Raw genomic sequence first — 19,985 nt, forward strand, 5'->3', positions numbered from 1 at the left:
AGATACGGTTCCAATGGCTTACTGCTGTTCACTTTCTTGATCTTTGCGATGCACGCTAAAGTTGAACTTGGTGAGCTTGTTCGGGGTAATTCGCAACACTTTCGGGTTTTCGCTCACCACTTCCATAGAGGTGGATAGCGAGTCAGTGTCCAACTTCACGAGGAAGTTCTTACCTTTCTTATTGAGTACCCATTGGTCGGGCACGTGGTAACGACCGTACTGGTCTGTGTAAATAACGATTCCCTCAACCGTCATCAACTTAACGCCCGGAATACCATCCTCGTAAATACCTTTGTTCTCGATAACGATTTCCCACAGGTAATCCTCGCCATCGCGATACAGGTTTCTGGTTACGTTGAGGTTTTCCGCGCTCAGTCCCTTCCTCTTATCGGATTCATGCTTAAACTGAATCTGACCTTCTGCATCAAACTCGATACGGGATCCCGCATCGGTCGTGACATAGAAATCAAAGCTCTGCTGTGTGCGTGTTTTAAACTGAATAACCACTTTGCTGGTTTCTGGAAGCGTTCGGTTCACCGAATGGCCCCAAAGATCGCCAAGCTCCAAACCTTGCTCAAGCGCTGTGGTTATTGCGCCATCTTTAACAGCAATATCTTGTCCATCCCGAATGATATGTGTTGAGTCGGCGATATAGCCTTGTTTTGCTAGGTTCGCGGTTAACTCCACATCAAAGGCTGTAGCGTCGGCTTGGAATCCATCTTTGTTGTGATCTTCAAACACCTTGCCGATGATCGAAGAAGTATCGAATACCTTGTCAGGTTCAACCGTCACTTTAGCAGTGTCTTCATTGGATACCGCCGAGCCATCCACTTTAGCGACCGCTGTGTTGATGTAATCACCAAAAGTGGCACCGACCGATACTCGTAATAAGTAACGAATACGCAGCTTCTCGCCCGGTTCAAAATTCAACGAGGTGAACATGAGCTTGCCGGTGTCTGACGGCTCTTGAGTGATCACTTGGTCATCTTGCGTCCCAAACTCACCATCAACACCGCTCAATACGATTTCTGATGTGTCTGCGATGTATTTCAGACCGCCTGGGTAACGGTCTTCCACGGTGACGTCCTTAAAGTAAGATTCGTTGTTATTTTCAACGATGATCTCGTACTCAACCGCATCACCGACTTGCGCCGTGTCTTGTAACGCAGATTTCGTTAGCTCAAGTACGCCAGAGTTATCAGGAATCTTCTTGATGTGATTGGTTACGCTGTCGCTGGTTTCAGTACCGTCAGATTCAGTAGCCGTAAAAGTATTAGTGATGTCGTCATCCAAGCCTTTACCTAGAGTTCCAACTACTTCAAACGCATATGCGTTACGTTTGTTGGATTTCAGGTTAACTGTGGTGTCTAGATCTTTGTTAACTGGGAAAGTATGACGCTGAATAACTGCGCCCGAGTCATCGACTTCGACACCTTCAATGGTCCAATCGGTAAACACTTCGTTGCCAACGCTGTTTTGCAGTTCGCTGATTTCATCGGTTAGGCGAACATTCGCAGCATTACCCAAACCGTTATTAGTTACGGCTAAATAGTAAGTCACGCTGTCATCATCTTCGGTGTATTCAGGTTTATCAGAACGTTTTTCAACAACAAGATCAGCACCCACTGGCGGTAGATCCAAAGCGGATACTTGGTCTGCCACTGCCTGCATCGAGGTTTCAGAGGCCAACATGCCCTTAGAACGAGCGCGCATCGCTGGGCTACCAGTTAAATCAAGGTAGTAACCAAGCACATCGATATTAGTCAGCATGTCTTCGTTGACCGTCAATGTGAACGTGTAGTCAATCTTTCCGCCAGGCGCGATGTCGACCAACGTAAAGATATCTTTATCGTTATCAAAAGTACCCGGTTGGGTTTCAGCTCCTTCTGATGATGCAGTTAGTGTCCAGTCATCAAAGGCATGGCTGTGTGAACCATCAATATGGTCACCCATGGATTCAGAGAACTGAGTATAAAGCACGACATCCTTAGCTATACCACGGCCAATGTTCTGCACCACTAAGTGATACTCAACTTGCTCACCCGGAACGTAATACGGGGCATCGGTAAACAGCTCGGCTTGAACCACAGCCGCCACAGTGTGAACTGGAGGACTAATAACATCACCGCCGTCTACTTGCGCGGTATTAACAATGTGTCCAGTCGCGGTATCGACTACGGTGCCTTTTGAGCGGAACACAACTGTGCCGTGCGGTGCGATATCTACGTTGTATTCCGTCGGGCTAACTTGCTCGGTGGTAGTGCCTATTGTGGTTGAATCGACTACCAAAGAGGTGGAACCAGCCACAAAAGCAGGCCCCGTCGAACCGTCGTAATACGACACCTCAATAGATTCCATGTCATCAACAACACTTAAGTCATTGATGTAGTTGTTCGAGGTGTTTTCTACGGTGATCAGGAACTCTAGCTCACCACCCGGCTCATACTCGGTTTGGACATTGGTTTTGGTCGCAACAAACTCAGAGTCTTTCGGCGTCATGACTACCGTCGAGTCTTGTGGCGTACCGTTGTAAGTGATGGTTGCCGTATTGCTGATATAACCAATCGCTGTCGTGCGAATTAACGCCTTAACATGGAAAGTCACAGTGCTCTGTGGCGCAACATCCATACTCACATCGATGTCTTCACTCAAGTCGAACGTCTTTGGAGTGACAACAGATCGATCATCCGAGGCATCAAAGCTCACTTCCCATAATAGAAATGCCGACTCTTGTTTATCCGCGGTAGTGTCGACTTGAATGTCACTGATGATGTCTTGAAGTTGAACACCAGATGCAAACGCATCAGAGCTGTTGGTTACGGTGATGTCGTAGTTAATCAGGTTGGTTACTTCATACGATGGCGTATCAACCGTCTTCTTTACCGAAACCGTCGCCAACACTGGTGTACTGGTAGCACTGTCATCAAATGTTGTACCGTCAAAGGTCGCTGACGCGATGTTAGTAATATCGCCTGTCGCCAACGGATTAGTCGTCACTAGAATCGTGAAAACAATGCTGTCTTGAGGCGCAATATCGAGTGTCTCATTAAGGTCTTCACCACTGGTTGCATCCGGTACTGGGGTTTCACCGGTTGTCGATACCGCAGATATTTGGATTGAAGCAGGGTCAAAAGCTTGCTCAGTGGCGCCGCCTGCAATCGTGGTTTCAACCAACTTCAGCGCATCTTCAATAGCAACATCTTCAGCCCAACCTAAGCCGTTATTCTTAACGGTTACCGTATACTGAAGCGCCTCTCCCGGAAGATACTCTGCTTTATCAACCTCTTTAATGATCTCAACTTGCGCGTCTTCAGGAAGGTAAGTCGCGTCAGCAGAGTGCTCACCATCGTCACCCTCAACTTTAACGACGTTAGTGATCTCGCCTTTGGCCTTATCATTAACAGTGTTGGTCACGACAAATGAATAACTGTCACCCGGGTGAATGCTGTAAGTCGCACCATAACCTTGCGGGGTATTAATCACATCTTTGCGTGCGTTCAGTGTTGGATCGCCACTACCATCAAGCTGTTCGTTACTAATGACCCATTTGCCTGTCAACGCTTGTTCTTGATCTGGGCTGTTAGCCACCTCTGTCATGATGGTGTCGATACGATCGGTTAAGACATGATCGACAAGGTAACCTTCACCCGTGTTAGCCACAGTGATCTTGTATGAGATTGGTTGACCCGGTTGGTATTTGGCATCAGGTTCTGCAATTGGCGTCGTTTCTTTGGTTAACACCAATTGACCCGGTTTCGGAGTGATATAACCTTCTCTCAAGCGAGCAATCTTCGAATTATCTAATCCATGTCGCAGGTAAGCCGTATTGGTAAAGCGCCCAATCGCGTCATCACGAACCTTGCCTTCTACGTGAATACGGACAACGGTGTACTTATCACCACCACCAGTGCCAGCATCATCTCGCCCTGCCATCTTGATCGATTCGGCAGGTAAATCGATGTCTGGGCTGTTTTGACCTACTAGCTTATCGAGCTCAGAGAAATCATTAGCGTTAGGATCTGATGGCGCGGAGTTATAAAGCACATCATAATCAACCGTCCACTCCATGAGTGCGGTTTTCATTGAGCCATCGACAGTTTCGACTTCAAAGCCGCTGATGATGTCACGAATAGAAAACAGGCCAGTGTCCACATCGTTATTGGTTATATCGATATAGTAATTAACCATTCCGCCCGGCACGTACTCAAGCGTATCTGTCCATTTATCTATCAGGATATTCGAACGACCCGGATCAAGTATGATGTCGTTGGTGTTGCCGTTATTCACTTGTGCCGTGTTGGTGATTGTACCTGTCGCTGATGTCGAGACCGTACCTCTCACATCAAAAACGATACGCTCACCAGGGCGAAGGTCGACAGTTGCATCCAATGGTACGTTGCCGCTGTAACTACCTTGCACGTCATAGGTACCAACAGGTTCAACCGCAATAGCCGTTGCCCAGTCAGAGAACGCATCATCACCATCTTCGGTTTTAATTGCATGAATAGCGTCAATAACAGGTACATCACCGGCGATACTGTCTCCGATATTTTCTAACGTAACTTGATATTCAACATCACCTCGTGGTGCATAAGTACAACCGCTACCATCGTTTGAAGGAACAGAACACCCTGCCGATTCACCATCGGTATACACCAAGGTTTTGAAGTAATCGAGCTCGGCATCTTTAGGAGGAATCTCTTGCGATGTCGCTGAGTCACTTCCTGCTGTCACTCGGTTAGCATCAATCGTGCCTAAAGCATCGTCACGAACAATACCCGTTAAGTTAAACGTCAGTACTTCTCTCGCGGCAATATCGGTTTCAATATCAAGGTTGCCACTTGTGTTGTAGCTTGGTACATAGGTATCAATATAGGCATCAATACCATTGCTAATCTCATGAGAAACATCACTGTAAACAAAAGCTGGCATTCTCTTATTATTACCAATAACCTCGACTTCAATATCCGTTATTGTGTCTTTGATCTGAACATCGTTCGCCCAACCGTTTTCTTGGTTAGTGACAACAAATTCATACTCAACCTCATCGCCCGGCAGATAGGTATCACCATCGGTAAACAGGTTACCGTTGATCGACACCACACGTTTTTCAACACTGGTATTATTTTCAAGCGGCATTAAAGTCGCAGTGCGAACACTACCGTCATAGCTCGCTTTGTTTTTAATATCACCCAATGCATCTTCACGGATCAAAGCATGAATAGTGAACGTTAAGCTTTCTTGAGCTGCGATAACAATTTCGTTATCTATATCGATGTTGTTGCCCGATACAAAGTCAATCGCGTCGGTAATAGAACCCGTCGCAGCTGTTTTATCTAAACTCACTTCCCAGCCAGCTAAAAATGGTTGGCCGACAGGATCACCACCAGAAGTAATGCTGTCTTCTGCAATACGAGTTTGAATCGCCGAAATCGCGTCTTCTAGGCGAGAACCATATTCAGTACCATCACCCGTATTCTTAATCTCAACGCGGTAGTAAACCTCACTCTCGCCAGCAGCTTGAGAATACTTTGTCTTTGCCGAAGAGAAGCCTGCGTCATAGAACGCCTTTTTCGAGAATGTTATCTCTGGTTCTGACATCGACGTCGGGGGAGAAACAGCAATGAACTGGTTGCCATCATCTTCATCGATATACGCTCGGTTAGTGAAAGAACCTACTGCTTTGGGACTGATTTTGGCTTTGATGACATAACGTACAAACGGTGACGAGACTGCACGGCCAAAGTTATCTGCCGATATATCAAAGTGCGTATCGATCGGTTGATTGTCTTTGATCGAGTTATCGACATCAGGGTCAGAGATCCCTGAACTATCTGCAGAGGTTTCAATAGTCCAGCTATCAAACGCCGGACCGCGAGTTCCGTCGTAGTATTGAGTTGTTATCTGGTCGATGTCATCACGAAGGCTGATATCATCAACATGCGCTGTTGCGATATTTTCGATATAGATTTCATACTCGATGTAACCACCAGGTATGTAGCTCGTTGCACCCTGAATCTTGTTTCCATCAGCATCGTAGTAGTCCAGAATATTTTTTTCGTAATCAATTTGACGACCAGCTTGCGAGATATCATGAGAGATCGTGTCGCCATCAACGGTTAAAACGTTAACCACGTCTCCATTGGCTTTGTCATTAATGGTCGCTACAACTTGGTACTCAAGCTTAGCGCCCATCGGGATATCGGCTTCAACATTTAGGTTACTGTTGGTTGATGTGTAAACATTGCCAGCACCTGCGCCCGCATCCACATACTCAGAATCGGTTCCAGTTGCGATCGATGTGATGGTCCAATCTGAATACGCTGGTCCTGTATTACCGTCCACTAAGCTGACCGTAATATCTTCGAGGTTATCGACGATTGGAATATCGTGAGCGTTACCTTTGCCATCATTCTCAATCACCAAGTGATAGGTCACGGTTTGAGCTGGCTCGTACACCACTTCATCGGTCGTTTTATCAAAATCTAGATGGTAGTCATCGGGAATAACGACGGTATCTCGGTAATGAATATCACCGACCGCATCCGGTCTTACGGTACCTGTTACTGTGTAAGTCACGTCTTCGCCAGCATCGATATCAATCGAGGTTACGATGTCAGTGTCGTTCGCAACATCACCGTCTTTAGTACCATCGGTTGTACCCATGTTTGCAGGATCGCTCTTAGCAACCGCCACCGTAAACTTGTTTGAACCTACCGAATCATCGAAAAATGGATTACCTGAATTGCCGTCTTGTAGCTCCACTGATATGTCATTAATCAGTTCGTTTACGTCAACGTTATTTCGATAACCGTGCCCGTCTTGAGAGTTGTACTTGATGGTATAAGTCAACTGATCGCCCGGAGAGTAGCGGTTAATGTTAGTTGTGCGAACAACGCCGCCACTGTTATGTACCTGATGGTTTTCAGCCACGGCACGTTTCGCATACTCACAATCGTCAGTACAGCCGGCATTATCGTCATGAATCAGCACTGCTTCGTTGCGGATTATGCCGCCGTCTCTGTCAGCGACACCGTTAGATACTGCATTGTCTTTGACATGCGCCTTAATACGCACCGTGACAAAGTCTTTGGCCGGAATTGAAACTGGGAACTCCACATCTTCAGTCGTTTGAGGGCCAAAACCAGAGCCAGTATCAACAGACCAATAGTCAAACGGGTTTTGATTAAGAACATCTTCTACTTCACCATCTTTATCATTAGCAAGCGTGGTGGTGATCTCACTCAATCGATCCATGAAGATAAGGTCAGTTTCGTCGGTATCACCGTTGTTACCAATTACGATGGTGTAAGTAAGGTCTTCACCCGGTGTGTAACGAACCGCATCGGTTGTTTTCGACAGAGACACATTGATGTCGTAAGCACTGTTCGAGTTGTCTATTTGTGCAGAAGAGCTGTGGTCACGGTCTGTAATAGGATCGTAAACATCAACACGGTTCGATACTTGTTCTTCTTCATAGTCAGACTTAACAATGCCGCTCACCTCATAGTGAACCCAGCCTCCGGGAGTAATATCAACGTCGGTATCGATATCAGTGTCGTTAGCAATGTCACCGTAACGAGAACCCGGTTTATCTGTATTGGTCGAACCTACAATTGTCCAGCTATTAAAGAAGTTAAGCGCTGAAATGCTATCTTGTACCGTTGCGTCATTTGCATAGCCAATGCCGCGGTTATAGATATAAATATCGAATGTAGCGCGCTCACCTACAACAAAGTCGGTATTTTGAGCGGTCTTAGCGACTACAAGATTCGGTTCGCTAGGATAGGTACGTACCGTATCCGATAGATTAGTATCGGGTCCCGTCACTGTTGCGGTATTGGTGAATTCTCCCCAAAGAATCTCACTGTCGACACTGCGATCGAGCGTCCCAACAATGGTATAGGTAATCGTCGCACCTGGTGGGATCTGAGCTATTGCATCCAGGTTGTCATTATCTTTGAAAAGGCCAGGGTTAGTGAAGGCTTTCACTAAAGGAGATGTCGCTTCCCTTTCAGCACTGATCGTCCATGAAGAGAACACTGGCTTGGTTTCACCCGGCTCGTGAAGTAACTCAGCTTCTATGGCACTGATTTCATCTTTAACATTGATATTCGATGCGAAACCATTCCCTTCTGGGTTGGTAATACTGATCGTATAGGTAATGGTCTTTGTTGTATCTGTGTATGCGTTTTGTTCGTTATTGCCATCAACACGTTTATCTAAAACAAGGTAATAGTCTCTCGGGTATGAGCCTCTATCGGAATAAAGTACGCTATCTACCGCCACTTCATTTCGAATCTCATCATCAGCAATTGGGTTTACGATAGCGGCAATGCTATAAACGATCTTATCGTGTGGGGCTAACTTAGCCGTCTCATCTAAGATCACTTTATTATTTTGATCACCTTCAATTTGGCCAGTAAAGCCAGGATCACTGTTTGCCGAAATAGAGCCGTCAGAGGCATAAGATTTCGCGGTTATCACCCAGCTAAAGTACGCTTTGGTTGGCGCTCCATTGATTGAGGTGGTCATGATTGACGCTAAATCATCATAAACAGGCACATCAATCGCGTAGCCATCACCATTGTTTTCTACAGTGATTTCATAGTTGAGCGTGCCACCTGCAGAGTAATAACGAGAATCCACTTCCTTTTGTACTTTCAATTTCGAATTTGGCATTTGAACGCCAGATCCCGACTCACCTAAGTTATCTCCCAAGCACAAGCCTGCATCTGAACCATCATCAACAATTTGACCTACACTTGTATCAGCCACTTTTGCGGTCAACTTGTAATGAACAAAGCCCTCTGGCGCGAGGTCGACTTTTAAATCGATGTCGTTTTTAGTCCAAGACCCATAGTTAAATGAACCGTAATTAGAGCCATCACCACTTCTATCAGCGACTTCTAATTTCCATTCAGAAAACGCAGAAGCAGTGCTACCATCAGCTTGCTGTGTGACGATACAAGCAAATTTATCGACAACTTCAACATCGTTCGCGAAAAATTCAGCGTCCTTGTTTGAAATAACAATGTCATAGACCACTTCGTTATCACCGGATATCCCCGGTACATACGTAGTATCTGTTGTGTTCTTATTACGGGTAATTTGGCTTGATGAAGAGTTCAATACTTGTTGTGTATCTAGAGGAGCCGTTAACACATCAGTAGAACCTGCTGTGCCTTCTGCATCCACTACCCGTGCAATAACTTGAGGAATGACGCCAATTGAGACTGGGCTTACATCAACCTCCACCGAATACAGGACTTGTTCGCCAGGATAAATAGAAACTGTGTCGTTTAACGACTTGTTGGATTCAATCCCAGTATCGTTCAGTTCAGAAATGCTGTTAGAACCAATAGTAATAACCTGATTGGTCCAAGACTCATATGGGTTGCCCATTGTATCGTCAGCATTCTTGTTACTGCTGATATCATTACCTAAGTCGGTTTCAAGGTCAGCGAGAAACTGCTGAACTGAGTAGTGATAAGCGATACCCGTATTTGCTTGGTTGCTTACCGTCACCGTGTAGGAAAACTTGTCATCAACCAAGTAGCTATCTGACTGGTTCAAGGTGTGTGTCAGAGCGATATTTGGCGCAGTGGGCGGCGTGGTTAGCACATCAGCAGAAACCAAAGCATCACGGGTTTCAGCTGTCACATCGCCATTAACAATATCGCCGACTAAATTGTCGGCAACGGTAGCTTCGATGGTGTAAGTAATAGATCCGCCGATATCTATCGACGCATCACTTACTGATAAGTCCCCTGATTCGGCAAAGGTGCCTGGATCACTTTTGCTACCTTCGACCTTGGTGGCTGAGTTAACGTTGTCAGTAAAGGCTTGCTCCAAGCCTCCTTCAATATTGAGCACCTTGATAGCTGAAATGGCATCTTGAACGTCAATCGCCTTAATAACAGTGTCACCGGTATTCGATACCTTGATGGTATAGGTCAGCTCATCATTCAGTTGGTAGTTCGTCTTATCAACTGACACCGTAATGTCGTGTTCATATAGGCCTCGTTGAATGGACTCTGTGTTTGAGTCCACCGAATCCAACAGCCCAGAACTCGCCGTCGCGAAGTTATCAATCGTTCCTGCAGCCTCACCAGAAACCGTTGCAGACATTGTGTAGGTCACCGAACCACCTGCGGCCACACGCACGTCAGTTGCTTCTAGGTTTCCAAAACGATTAAACGTGCCCGCTGATGAAAGCACCGTCGAATGCGCTTGGATCGTAGCCTGAGTAAACGCGTTTACACTCTTGCCTTGGTCATCTATCGTCAGAATATTGAGTAGCTCATCTTTAACGTCAAAGCCATTAATGGCTTTGTCTGACCCATTCGTTAAAACAAGCGTGTAAACCACCTCTTGTCCATTGTCATAAGATGCACTATCTACGGACAGATCCATTTTTAGCCCTGTAGTGTCAGCTTGGGCGGAGAATGGGATCAATAAAATAGATAAGAAAAAGGCAAGGTTGTATCTGAACATTAACGCGCACTTCACAGTAGATTGACAAGTCTCCAGGCTAAATGCCATAGATTTGACGTCACTATTTTGGCATTTCGCCTTTTTAGGGACATGCGCAACATACAGGTCAATCAACCCAAACAATTAACATCCGTAAAAAACAAATTACTAAGGATGTTAAATAGAGAGTCTGATGTCTAAATTAGAATCGAGACATTGAGTTAATTATCAGAAGGTTAATGTTTTAATGAGTGAGTTTTCACAGTTGTTACGTAACTTCAGAAAGGAACTTCAATTTACACAAACAGAATTTGCAACCTACTTAAATCAGCTGGACGATGAATTTAATGCGGTTGACGTCGTAACGATAAATCGTTGGGAAAACAATAAGGTAAAACCTAATACATACAAAGCACTCAAGATCTTACAGTACCTTGGTGGAGATTTGTTTGAGACAATAAAGAGCTTCAAGTCCGAACAAAAAGATACACTACTCGAAACGTTTTTTAACGAATCCCATGGCTCATTTCAAAGTCGAATTTCAGCTCTAGCAGGCCTTAATAAAAAACAAGGCCAACGCAATTTTAAGTCACAGCCTTTAATGTCCGAGCCGTGTGACACTAGCGTTATCGACAGAATCAAACTACTTTCTAAATTCACAAAAGTCGATATTTCGCCACTGGACCAAATTGATTTATATCTCTATTACTGTGAGAAAAAAGCCCATGGCCACAAGCTCATCAATACAGATGGTGACATTGTGAGTCACAACGTAGGCTTTTTCTTTGAAGACCATCAATTTGAGCTATTAAAAACTCAAGAGCTAGATCTCAGAATGGCCTGCTCTTTAAATTCAGGCAAAAGCATAAATTATTTTAATATAAGCTCACACTCAGAGACAAAAGATCATGTTATTGAGCATATAGTTTCAGATATACAGTTACTTTCCCAGAATAAAAATATTAAAAAGTATTCTGTTTTAGTAAAAGATCCCAACATGATGAAACTCTTGAAGGGACTAGGGTTTGAAGTATTTAAATTTTCAGAGCCTTCTGCTAAAAAATGTAATATCACATTCAAAGATAAACATTATAGCTACTGTATATTAACAACTGATAAAATAGACTATCTGACGAATCGGAACGTAATGTCACTAATCAAAGATGAATACTCTACCATGATGAAATTTCCGAAATTACTTCGCGAAGCGCGTAAGAAATTGAAGTTAACGCAAAAGGATTTTGCAGCATACATCAATCACTTAGATGATGAATTCAGCTCTGTAGATGTCGTAACGATAAATCGATGGGAAAATAGCAAAGTAAAGCCAAGTAACTACAAAGCCCTAAAGCTATTGGACTGCCTTGGTCTAGACTTGTATACAACGTTGAAGTCCTTTGATTCCGAAGATAACGAAGACACTGCACTACTTGAAGGTTTCCTGAGTGAACGGTTTTTTTCATTTCAAAGCCGAATATCATCTATCACTAAAGGGGATATTGAAGAAGGCTGCAACTGTAAGATCATGCCATTGATGACAGATCAGAATGACAAAACAGTAATAGATAGAATAAAGCTGATTTCGCAATATACAAAGGTGGACTCTTCACCTCTTGAGACTATCGATCTGTTTCTCTATTACAGTGAAAAAAAGGCCCATGGAAGAAAATTGGTCGACGTTAATGGCGATATTGTTAGTCATAGCTTAGGCTTTTTCTTCAACGAAGAGGTATTCGAGCAATATAAAAATAAGCGTCTACATCTTAAGCAAGCCTGCTCTTTGGATTCTAATCATAACTTAAATTACATTGTGGTTAGCGGTCACTCTGAGAAGCGCGAACAGTCTATTGCGAACCTGATTTCCGATATGAAGCTTCTTGCAAGAAATACGAAGATCAAGAAATTCTCTATGATGGTCAAAAACCCAAATGCATTAGATCTAATGAAAACACTCGGATTTGAAATCTATAAATTCTCAGAGCCAACAGAAGAAGCCTCTAACATTAGGTTTAAAAATAAATCATACGCATACTGTATTCTAACGATCGATAAAATAGAGCTACTTAGCAATAAGCATGTTATTGCATTTATTAATAAGTATGGATAATTTTCAACAAGCGTAAATTATAAGAAAGCCACTGTATCAACGGTGGCTTTCTCATATTCTCATTAATTTGATTCGAGGTTCTCAAGTTAATATCGGCAACGTCCTAGATATTACCTTCTGATAATCACGGCAATTGCGACTGAATATCTGCAAGCACCTCATCCAGCCCCTCCCCTAAAGCTTCGACAAGCGACTCATACCCCGACTCTTTTAATGGCGTATTAGATTCAAATTCCGCTCGTGCTAATTCCACGTCTTGCTCGCTCAAGACCCAAGTTCCTTTTACTTCTGCATTGCCAGTGTAAGAACCATTGAACTGCTCGAAAGTAATAATCAACTCTTTATCCGACTCCCCTGATGCATCGGAAGAGTCAATACGCTCTTCAAGTAACCCTTCTAGATTCTCAGCCCAAACATGTTTACGCGCAGAAACCAGTTCATTTTCAGACTTGCGATACGCAATGCCGATGGTGTCGAGATAATCAGGTAAGTCGACTCGAGTTTTTACCTTGAATATGGGCTTATCTAGCGTACTTTCTGGTAGAAGATAAGCATGAGTGCCATCAGTGGGAGAAGAGCACCCAAAAAGCCCGAACGATACAATCAGTGATATAAATAGTTTTCTCATTATTCCACTCCCTTAACTGGAATCGGGTCTTCTTCTACATCGCTACCAAACACCAACGCATTGGGTTTGTCGTTTAATACTTTGATCAACGGGCGGAGTTCTTTCAGCACATGCTCTAACTCTTCAGACGCACTAATAAGCTGTTTATAAGCATCTGAGTCTTCATCATAGCTATCTAACGTCACCTCAAGCTGCTTCATGGTTTCACTGATATCTTGTGGCAAGGCTTTCGCGCCCTCGCTATCAAGCAGTTCATCCATGCTCTTCAAGGTACTGTCTAACGAAGCCAGTGAACCATTTAGGTTAGCGATAGTGGCATCCAGTGGAAGCTCATTGATCTTATCAAGGAAGTCGGTGATCTGTTTTTGAATTTCCGTTAAGCCACCAGCGACGACAGGGAATACTTGATAACCATCAAATTCTCTTGGTTCATAAGGCTCTTCGTCTTCATAAAAGTTAATATCGACAAACAGTGCCCCGGTGAGAAGGTTACCTGTTTTTAAGGTCGCTCTTAGCCCCTCTCCCATCTGCAATTTGACCCGTTCAGCAAAGGTTTTTGCATTCACTTGCCTGAAGACTTCAGAAACTCGCTCAATTTCGAGTTTAATAAGGATAGGAATACGGTTCGAAACCTTGCCATCTTTGTCCATACGTATCTGCAACGGCACCGTATCGACCGTACCTATTCGCACACCACGATATTCCACAGGTGCGCCTTTTCTCAAGCCACGAACCGACTCTTCAAACAACAACACATAATCAAGCGAGGTCGTGTATTTGCCCTGCAATACGGCGTCGTAATTGTCATACAGCGTGTACTCTTTTAGGTTCTCTTTGATTTGGGCGCCCGGTTTAATGCTCTCGGCCACATCGAAACTTACGCCGCCAGTCAGAATACTCTCAATCGAGGCAAAGTTGACATCTAAGCCATTAGCACCAAATCTGACATCAATGCCAGAAGAGAGCCAAAACTGTGTTTTTTCGAAAATTAACCCATCATAGGGAGCAAAGATGAACAGCTGATATTTACCCTCTTTCTTTTGATAGTCGAAGCTGGTTTTCTCAACTCGCCCTACCACGAAACCATGGTGCAACACCGGTTCACCAACTGAGAGTTGATTCGCTTTATTGTGGGAAACTACAACCCTGATACCCTTGGTGTCTGGTCCCGCTACTGGAGGTGTATCCAACACATCAAACCTCAATTGGGCTTCACTCGATTTACCCGGTTTGAGCTCAATGTAAGAGCCCGACAAAATAGTCTCAAGACCGCTAATGCCGTCAGTACCAACATGCGGTTCCACTACCCAAAACTGGGTTTCAGCATTGATCATACGTGAAGCTTTCTTGTCTATTTGAGCTTTTGCAATGATGTATTCATAGTCCTCACTCAGAGCGACATCGGTAATCGTACCTACATGCACATTCTTAGATTTTATCGCCGTTTTTCCCGCTTCAATACCAGACGCATCCGGTAAGATCAGAGTGATCTCTGGCCCGCGATTATTGAAGTATTGAAACAGCATCCAACACCCCACCAAAACCGCAATGATTGGAACAATCCAAACGGGCGACAACTCACTTTTTTTTGATACCTTCGCATCCGAAGTACTTTGCTTTTCCATGTGTTTCACACCTCTTTGAGGAGATTACTTCCATATAATTCGAGAATCGAAAATCATCGCTGACAACATCGTAAATATCACGACAGCTGCAAACGACAGCGCCGCAGGCCCCGGGTAAATCGCCATAACGCCATCCAATTGAACCAATGCCACCAATATTGCGACAACGAAAATGTCTATCATCGACCAACGTCCAATGAACTCAGTCACGCGATAAACTTTAAGATAACGATTTGCCTTTTGCTCGGTCAGCCCATGCACCCTTTTGGCGTTCCAATACAGATATGCCAAGGCGACCATCTTCGCCATAGGGATAAACACGCTCGCGATAAGAATGATGAGTGCCACAGGGTATGAACCCATATTCCAAAGCAAGATCACCCCTTCCATGATGGTGGAACCTTCACTGGTTCCGAACGCAGACGTATACATCATTGGATATAGGTTTGCTGGAATATAGAAAACGACAGAGGTGAACAACAGCGCCCACGCGATTTGTAAGTTTTTGACTGGCTCAAAGTGATGTAAGTGAGTGTGGCAACGGGTACAACGGTGGAGGCTGTCGCTGTAATGGTGGACTTGCCCACAGATATGACAAGCAAGATGCTGCTTATTTTGAAATATGCTCCCGATCATTGGTTCTTGCGGGGCTTTGGTTGGTACCAAGCGATCCCATAACCAATCAAAATCGACTAAAGAGATGGTCTTAACCACCAGCATGGCATAGATACAAAACGCCCAGAATGATATCCCCATCGATACATCGGCTAATGCTGCGATCTTGATTAAGCTGACCAATACGCCGATCAAAAACACATCGACCATCAACCAAGGCTTTGCCCAACTTAATGACTTCAACGCCAAAAAGGTGAATCGGTTATCCGCATAATGAATGTGCTTCTTTCTGTCTACGAGCAGATTAAACCAGAGAGAAAGCACCAAAAAATAGGCAGGCAAAAGAATCACAGCTAGAAAAAGTAATATAGCAATCAGGCTGTTATCCATTCGATTCATCATATCAACAGCTTGATACAGGGTGATTTGCTGGCTAATTCCTTGAACGCTGAACGACATATACGGAAATGTCAGGCTCATGATTAAAGCAATAAGGCTAGCCGACGCATAAGCCATCACACCCTGCTCTTTATGATGGCCGAGGCTCGATAAGGTGTGAGAACATCTCGGGCAAGAAGCTTCACTGCCCGCAGACAGTTCTTCAAACTGACTAACCAGCCCGCATTCGTGGCACGACTTGGTAAAGCGCTCTGGCAATGACGTCCCCTTTGATGTTAATAAGCAACTAGACACTCTAGGTAAATATAAGTAAGGATTGGATTTTTTGCCAATGTCCACACTATTAAACGAACGCAATCTGGTAGAAATGAGAGGTAGGAAGATAGAAGATGACCGGTTTGTCATCTTCTATCTTAGTAATTGCACCGATAGCAACTAGTCGGCATCAAATTAAGCTTTGCTTGAGCTTCTCTTCTAATGCTTGGATACACAGCTTGATGGCGATAGGCGTATTTGAAGCAAATGGGTTTAGCGCATAAACCGTGTTGGTCGGTAGTTGGAAGCTTGGCATTATGTCGACCACTTCATTGGATAACTGAGATAGGTAGAAATCTGGAATCACACCGATACCGACACCAGATTTGATCAAGGCAAGGCAGCTGTGGAAAGAGTTGGTGGTGCAGCTTACTTGTTGTTGGTAAACGAAGTCTGTTTCAGTGTGAGAGGTAAAGTAATGAGAGATCTGCTTCCCCTGCCATGAGTTAGCGATATAAGGGATAGAATCAAGTTCGCGTTCACGCATGCTTTCAACGCCACACAACACATCTTTAAATTCACCCAAGCGTTTCTGCTTGAGGTTACTGTCACGAGAACTGCCCACTCGTACCGCGAGATCAATATCATGCTCCATGAAGTCTAAATGCTGATCGTCGCTTATCAGTTCTGGCTTTAACTTCGGATATTGTTTCATCAGATCGGCAATAACAGGCGCTACCAATAAATCCATCAACGCATTCGGAGCTGTGATACGAATCCGACCTTGTGGCTCTTCTAGCTCGGATTTTGCCATATCCCAAGCCGATTCAGCGATCACATTGATGTCTTTGCAACTCAAATAAAAGCGCTCACCCATGCTTGTCAGAGTTTGTCTTCGTGTTGTGCGTTTAAGGAGAGAGGCGCCTAACTCTTGTTCTAGAATTTTGAGATGTTGACTGACGACAGATTTAGACAACTCTAGCTTTTCAGCCGCAGCCGAGACTGAACCCTGCTCTACGATATGAGCGAAAATCGACATCTGCTTTAGCTTACTCATCTTATTGTTCTCTTTTTGCAAACAGTATTTTCTATTATCTCTGTTTTTCAAATCAATTTCCAAGACTAAACTCAATTCAACTTATCGAGATACCAAATCAAAAAGACAGTGCTCGAAACAAGACTGTTATGGAGAAAACAATGTCAAACAACCAAATTTTAGAAGCATGTAAGCAAGGCATTAACGCATGGCAAAAAGCATTCAACAGCCAAGACGCGAAAGGTTGTGCAGACCAATATACAGAGAACTGCGTAATGGAAGCTCGTCCATTTGGTACTTTTGAAGGTCGTGAAGCGATTCAAGCATTCTGGCAAGGTATCATAGACCAAGGCTTCAAAGACGTTGATTACACTGACGTGAAATGGGAAGAGCACCCAGAAGGCGGCTACATCCTTACTGCTAGTTGGACAATGAATAAAGCATTTGGTGTTGTACACCGTGAACACTGGGCAGTACAAGAAGATGGTAAAGCTCGTCTTGTCAGCGATGACTTCGAAGTTCAAGGTGAACGCTAGAGCTGTAATTAAAGGCTAGAAGCTCAAACCTCAAAATAGAAACAGAAAACAAAAAGCCAGCAATCCAAATGGACTGCTGGCTTTTTAATGTTCACTCTTGTCGCCATTTCACTTGATTTGAAGGTGATTGAGTGACTCTACACAATCACTCAACACGCTCATCATTTCAAATCAAAATGTCTGGTAAGACAGAACAAATCCAAGTCTAAGTTACAGTGCAGCTTTCTTCGCTTCTGTAATCCAACCATCGAACGTGCTTTGGTTCGCTTTGATCCAACCATTTACGTGCGCTTCGATATCCGCAGAGCTGTTCTTACCTTTACTCATCATCATGTTCTGAGCACTTACATCATTGATGTTAAGTTTGATGATTTCAAAAAGCTTCGCTGCTGATGGGTTGTTCTTAGCAAACTCTTTATTCGCAATAATGCGCATTGAGTTCATTTCGAAGCCGTAGTTTTTGCCGTTAGATAACGTCGTATCCACGTTCGAACGCTCGCCAGGAAGTGCTGAGAAAGGAACTTCTAACCAAACTACATCTTCGTTAGGCACCAATACGCCACTTACCCAGTAAGGTGTCCACGTGTAGTAAAGGATTGATTCACCTTTTTGGTAACGAGAAATAGTATCTGCAATGATTGCAGCGTAGTTACCTTGGTTGTGAGTCACCGTATCGTCCAGTTTGAACGCTGAAAGTTGGTGTTCAATCACCATCTCACAACCCCAACCTGGGTTACAGCCTGTTAGGTCTGCTTTGCCATCACCGTCCGCATCAAACAGCTTCGCGATTTTTGGGTCTGTTAATTGACCAATGTTAGTGATGTTGTACTTTTCAGCCGTTTTCTTATCAATTAGGTAACCCTGAGCAGCGCCGCTTACATATTGGCCTTCACGGTAGAATTTCTCATCACCACCAGCCATTGTGTATTTGTCAGCATGAAGCGGGAACCAACCTACTGTTAGGAAGGTTGCGTCACCCTTTGCAATTGAGGTGTAACCTACGTTGTAATCCACTTCTTGAGTTGATTTCACGTCATAACCCAGTTCTTCTAGAGCACGGTTAACGATCAATGTTTGGAACGTCTCTTCCGCTACAGACGATTGAACAGGCTGAACTGATACGCCCTCACCCGGTAGGCTTGCTGCCCACACGTTAGTCGATACCGCTAATGTAGAAACGATGCTTACTGCGAGTTTACTCTTCCATGAATTATTCATTGGTGTTTTTCCTTAATTGAAGTTCTGATTTGTTACCGCGATTAAGTACATTCAGTACAAGGGAAACAGGTCCCATGCGATACCAGCGTAATTTTGTATTACCAGCGTTGACACCCAGTACTTGGGTGATGCGGTCTAATAAGATGGCTAAGATAACGATACCTAAGCCACCAACAGCGGCCAGTCCCATATCTAAACGGCCAATACCTCTCAGTACCATTTGACCTAAACCGCCTACCGCAATCATTGATGCGATAACCACCATAGATAGCGACAACATCAGTGTTTGGTTCACGCCCGCCATGATAGTTGGCAATGCAAGTGGCAGTTGAATTCGGTAAAGCATCTGCTTTTTGCTTGCACCGAATGAGTGACCCGCTTCGATCAATTCTTCCGGTACTTGCTGAATACCCAAGATGGTCAAACGCACAACAGGAGGAAGTGCGAATATGATGGTCACTACTACACCCGGAACGTTACCGATACCAAACAACATTACGATCGGTACTAAATAAACGAAGGCTGGTGTGGTTTGCATAGCATCCAAAATTGGGCGCACGAATTTGGCTGCCGTGTTACTTCGGGCGAGCCATATACCCATGGGTAAGCCAATCAATAGACAAAAGAATACGGATGTCATGACCAGTGACAGTGTGGTCATTGCTTCAGACCAAGCACCAATCAGGCCAATGAAAGTCAAAGATACGGCCGTTGCAACGCCAAGCTTCAAGTTTGAAAACTGCCATGCGACTAAAAACAGAATGATCAACATGAATGGGGCTGGCGTAGACACCAACGCCGTTTCAAATGAACTTAGAATAAAATCGATAGGCACACGGATCGCTTGAAATAATGGGCGTCCGTGCTCAACTAACCAATTCAGTCCAGACTCTACCCAAGTGTCGACAGGCAAAACTGCCTCTGCAAAAGGGTTCAGTGGATCAAAAGGTGTCGCTTCAACTGTTTCGCTGCTTAACCAATCTGCTGATGGTGAGGTATCAGCTGCTTGACCCCAAGGATCACTTGCAGGTTGAGCTGCAGGAGCCGATTGAGACCATGGGTCATTATTTGTTTGTTCAGACGACATGAT

At 44.3% G+C, this 19,985-nt stretch carries 9 protein-coding genes; 2 read left to right on the forward strand and 7 right to left on the reverse strand.

The features are described 5' to 3' along the window. Positions 1-18: 18 nt before the first annotated feature. Positions 19-10,416, reverse strand: a complete 10,398-nt coding sequence (locus F0228_RS16245) for a DUF11 domain-containing protein (protein WP_171762478.1) — start codon at positions 10,414-10,416, stop codon at positions 19-21. Between the two features lie 307 nt (positions 10,417-10,723). On the opposite strand from F0228_RS16245, the gene F0228_RS16250 reads away from it, so the two are divergent. After that, complete coding sequence (locus tag F0228_RS16250) at positions 10,724-12,583, forward strand: helix-turn-helix transcriptional regulator (RefSeq protein WP_171730173.1); 1,860 nt, start codon at positions 10,724-10,726, stop codon at positions 12,581-12,583. A 124-nt stretch (positions 12,584-12,707) separates the two neighbouring features. Here the strand turns inward: F0228_RS16250 and F0228_RS16255 are convergent, their stop codons facing one another. The 4 genes from F0228_RS16255 to F0228_RS16270 form a co-directional block, all read right to left on the reverse strand. Continuing rightward, a complete protein-coding gene (locus F0228_RS16255) occupies positions 12,708-13,211 on the reverse strand; it encodes an ABC-type transport auxiliary lipoprotein family protein (RefSeq protein WP_061031712.1) in 504 nt (167 codons plus the stop codon). After that, positions 13,211-14,836 (reverse strand): intermembrane transport protein PqiB, encoded by a 1,626-nt coding sequence (gene pqiB, locus F0228_RS16260; protein ID WP_061031713.1) that lies wholly within the window; start codon positions 14,834-14,836, stop codon positions 13,211-13,213. Before pqiB ends, F0228_RS16255 begins: the two co-directional genes overlap by 1 nt. Before the next feature lie 24 nt (positions 14,837-14,860). Next, on the reverse strand, positions 14,861-16,108 hold the full coding sequence (locus F0228_RS16265) for a paraquat-inducible protein A (protein ID WP_061031714.1): 1,248 nt from the start codon (positions 16,106-16,108) through the stop codon (positions 14,861-14,863). Positions 16,109-16,295: 187 nt separating this feature from the next. Continuing rightward, positions 16,296-17,162: a LysR family transcriptional regulator gene (locus F0228_RS16270; protein WP_171730172.1), complete on the reverse strand. Its 867-nt coding sequence runs from the start codon at positions 17,160-17,162 to the stop codon at positions 16,296-16,298. 140 nt (positions 17,163-17,302) lie between these two features. Here F0228_RS16270 and F0228_RS16275 point away from each other — a divergent pair, with 140 nt between their 5' ends. Then, on the forward strand, positions 17,303-17,677 hold the full coding sequence (locus F0228_RS16275; protein ID WP_061031716.1) for a nuclear transport factor 2 family protein: 375 nt from the start codon (positions 17,303-17,305) through the stop codon (positions 17,675-17,677). A gap of 210 nt (positions 17,678-17,887) precedes the next feature. Here F0228_RS16275 and proX read toward each other — a convergent pair whose 3' ends face one another. Then, positions 17,888-18,895, reverse strand: coding sequence for a glycine betaine/L-proline ABC transporter substrate-binding protein ProX (proX, locus tag F0228_RS16280; RefSeq protein WP_017065372.1), 1,008 nt, complete (start codon positions 18,893-18,895; stop codon positions 17,888-17,890). Continuing rightward, a complete protein-coding gene (gene proW, locus F0228_RS16285) occupies positions 18,888-19,982 on the reverse strand; it encodes a glycine betaine/L-proline ABC transporter permease ProW (RefSeq protein ID WP_105059296.1) in 1,095 nt (364 codons plus the stop codon). The genes proX and proW overlap by 8 nt, the downstream gene beginning before the upstream one ends. Positions 19,983-19,985 lie beyond the last annotated feature (3 nt).

This window comes from Vibrio sp. 99K-1 (genome assembly GCF_013114585.1).
Taxonomy (GTDB): Bacteria; Pseudomonadota; Gammaproteobacteria; order Enterobacterales; family Vibrionaceae; genus Vibrio; species Vibrio chagasii_B.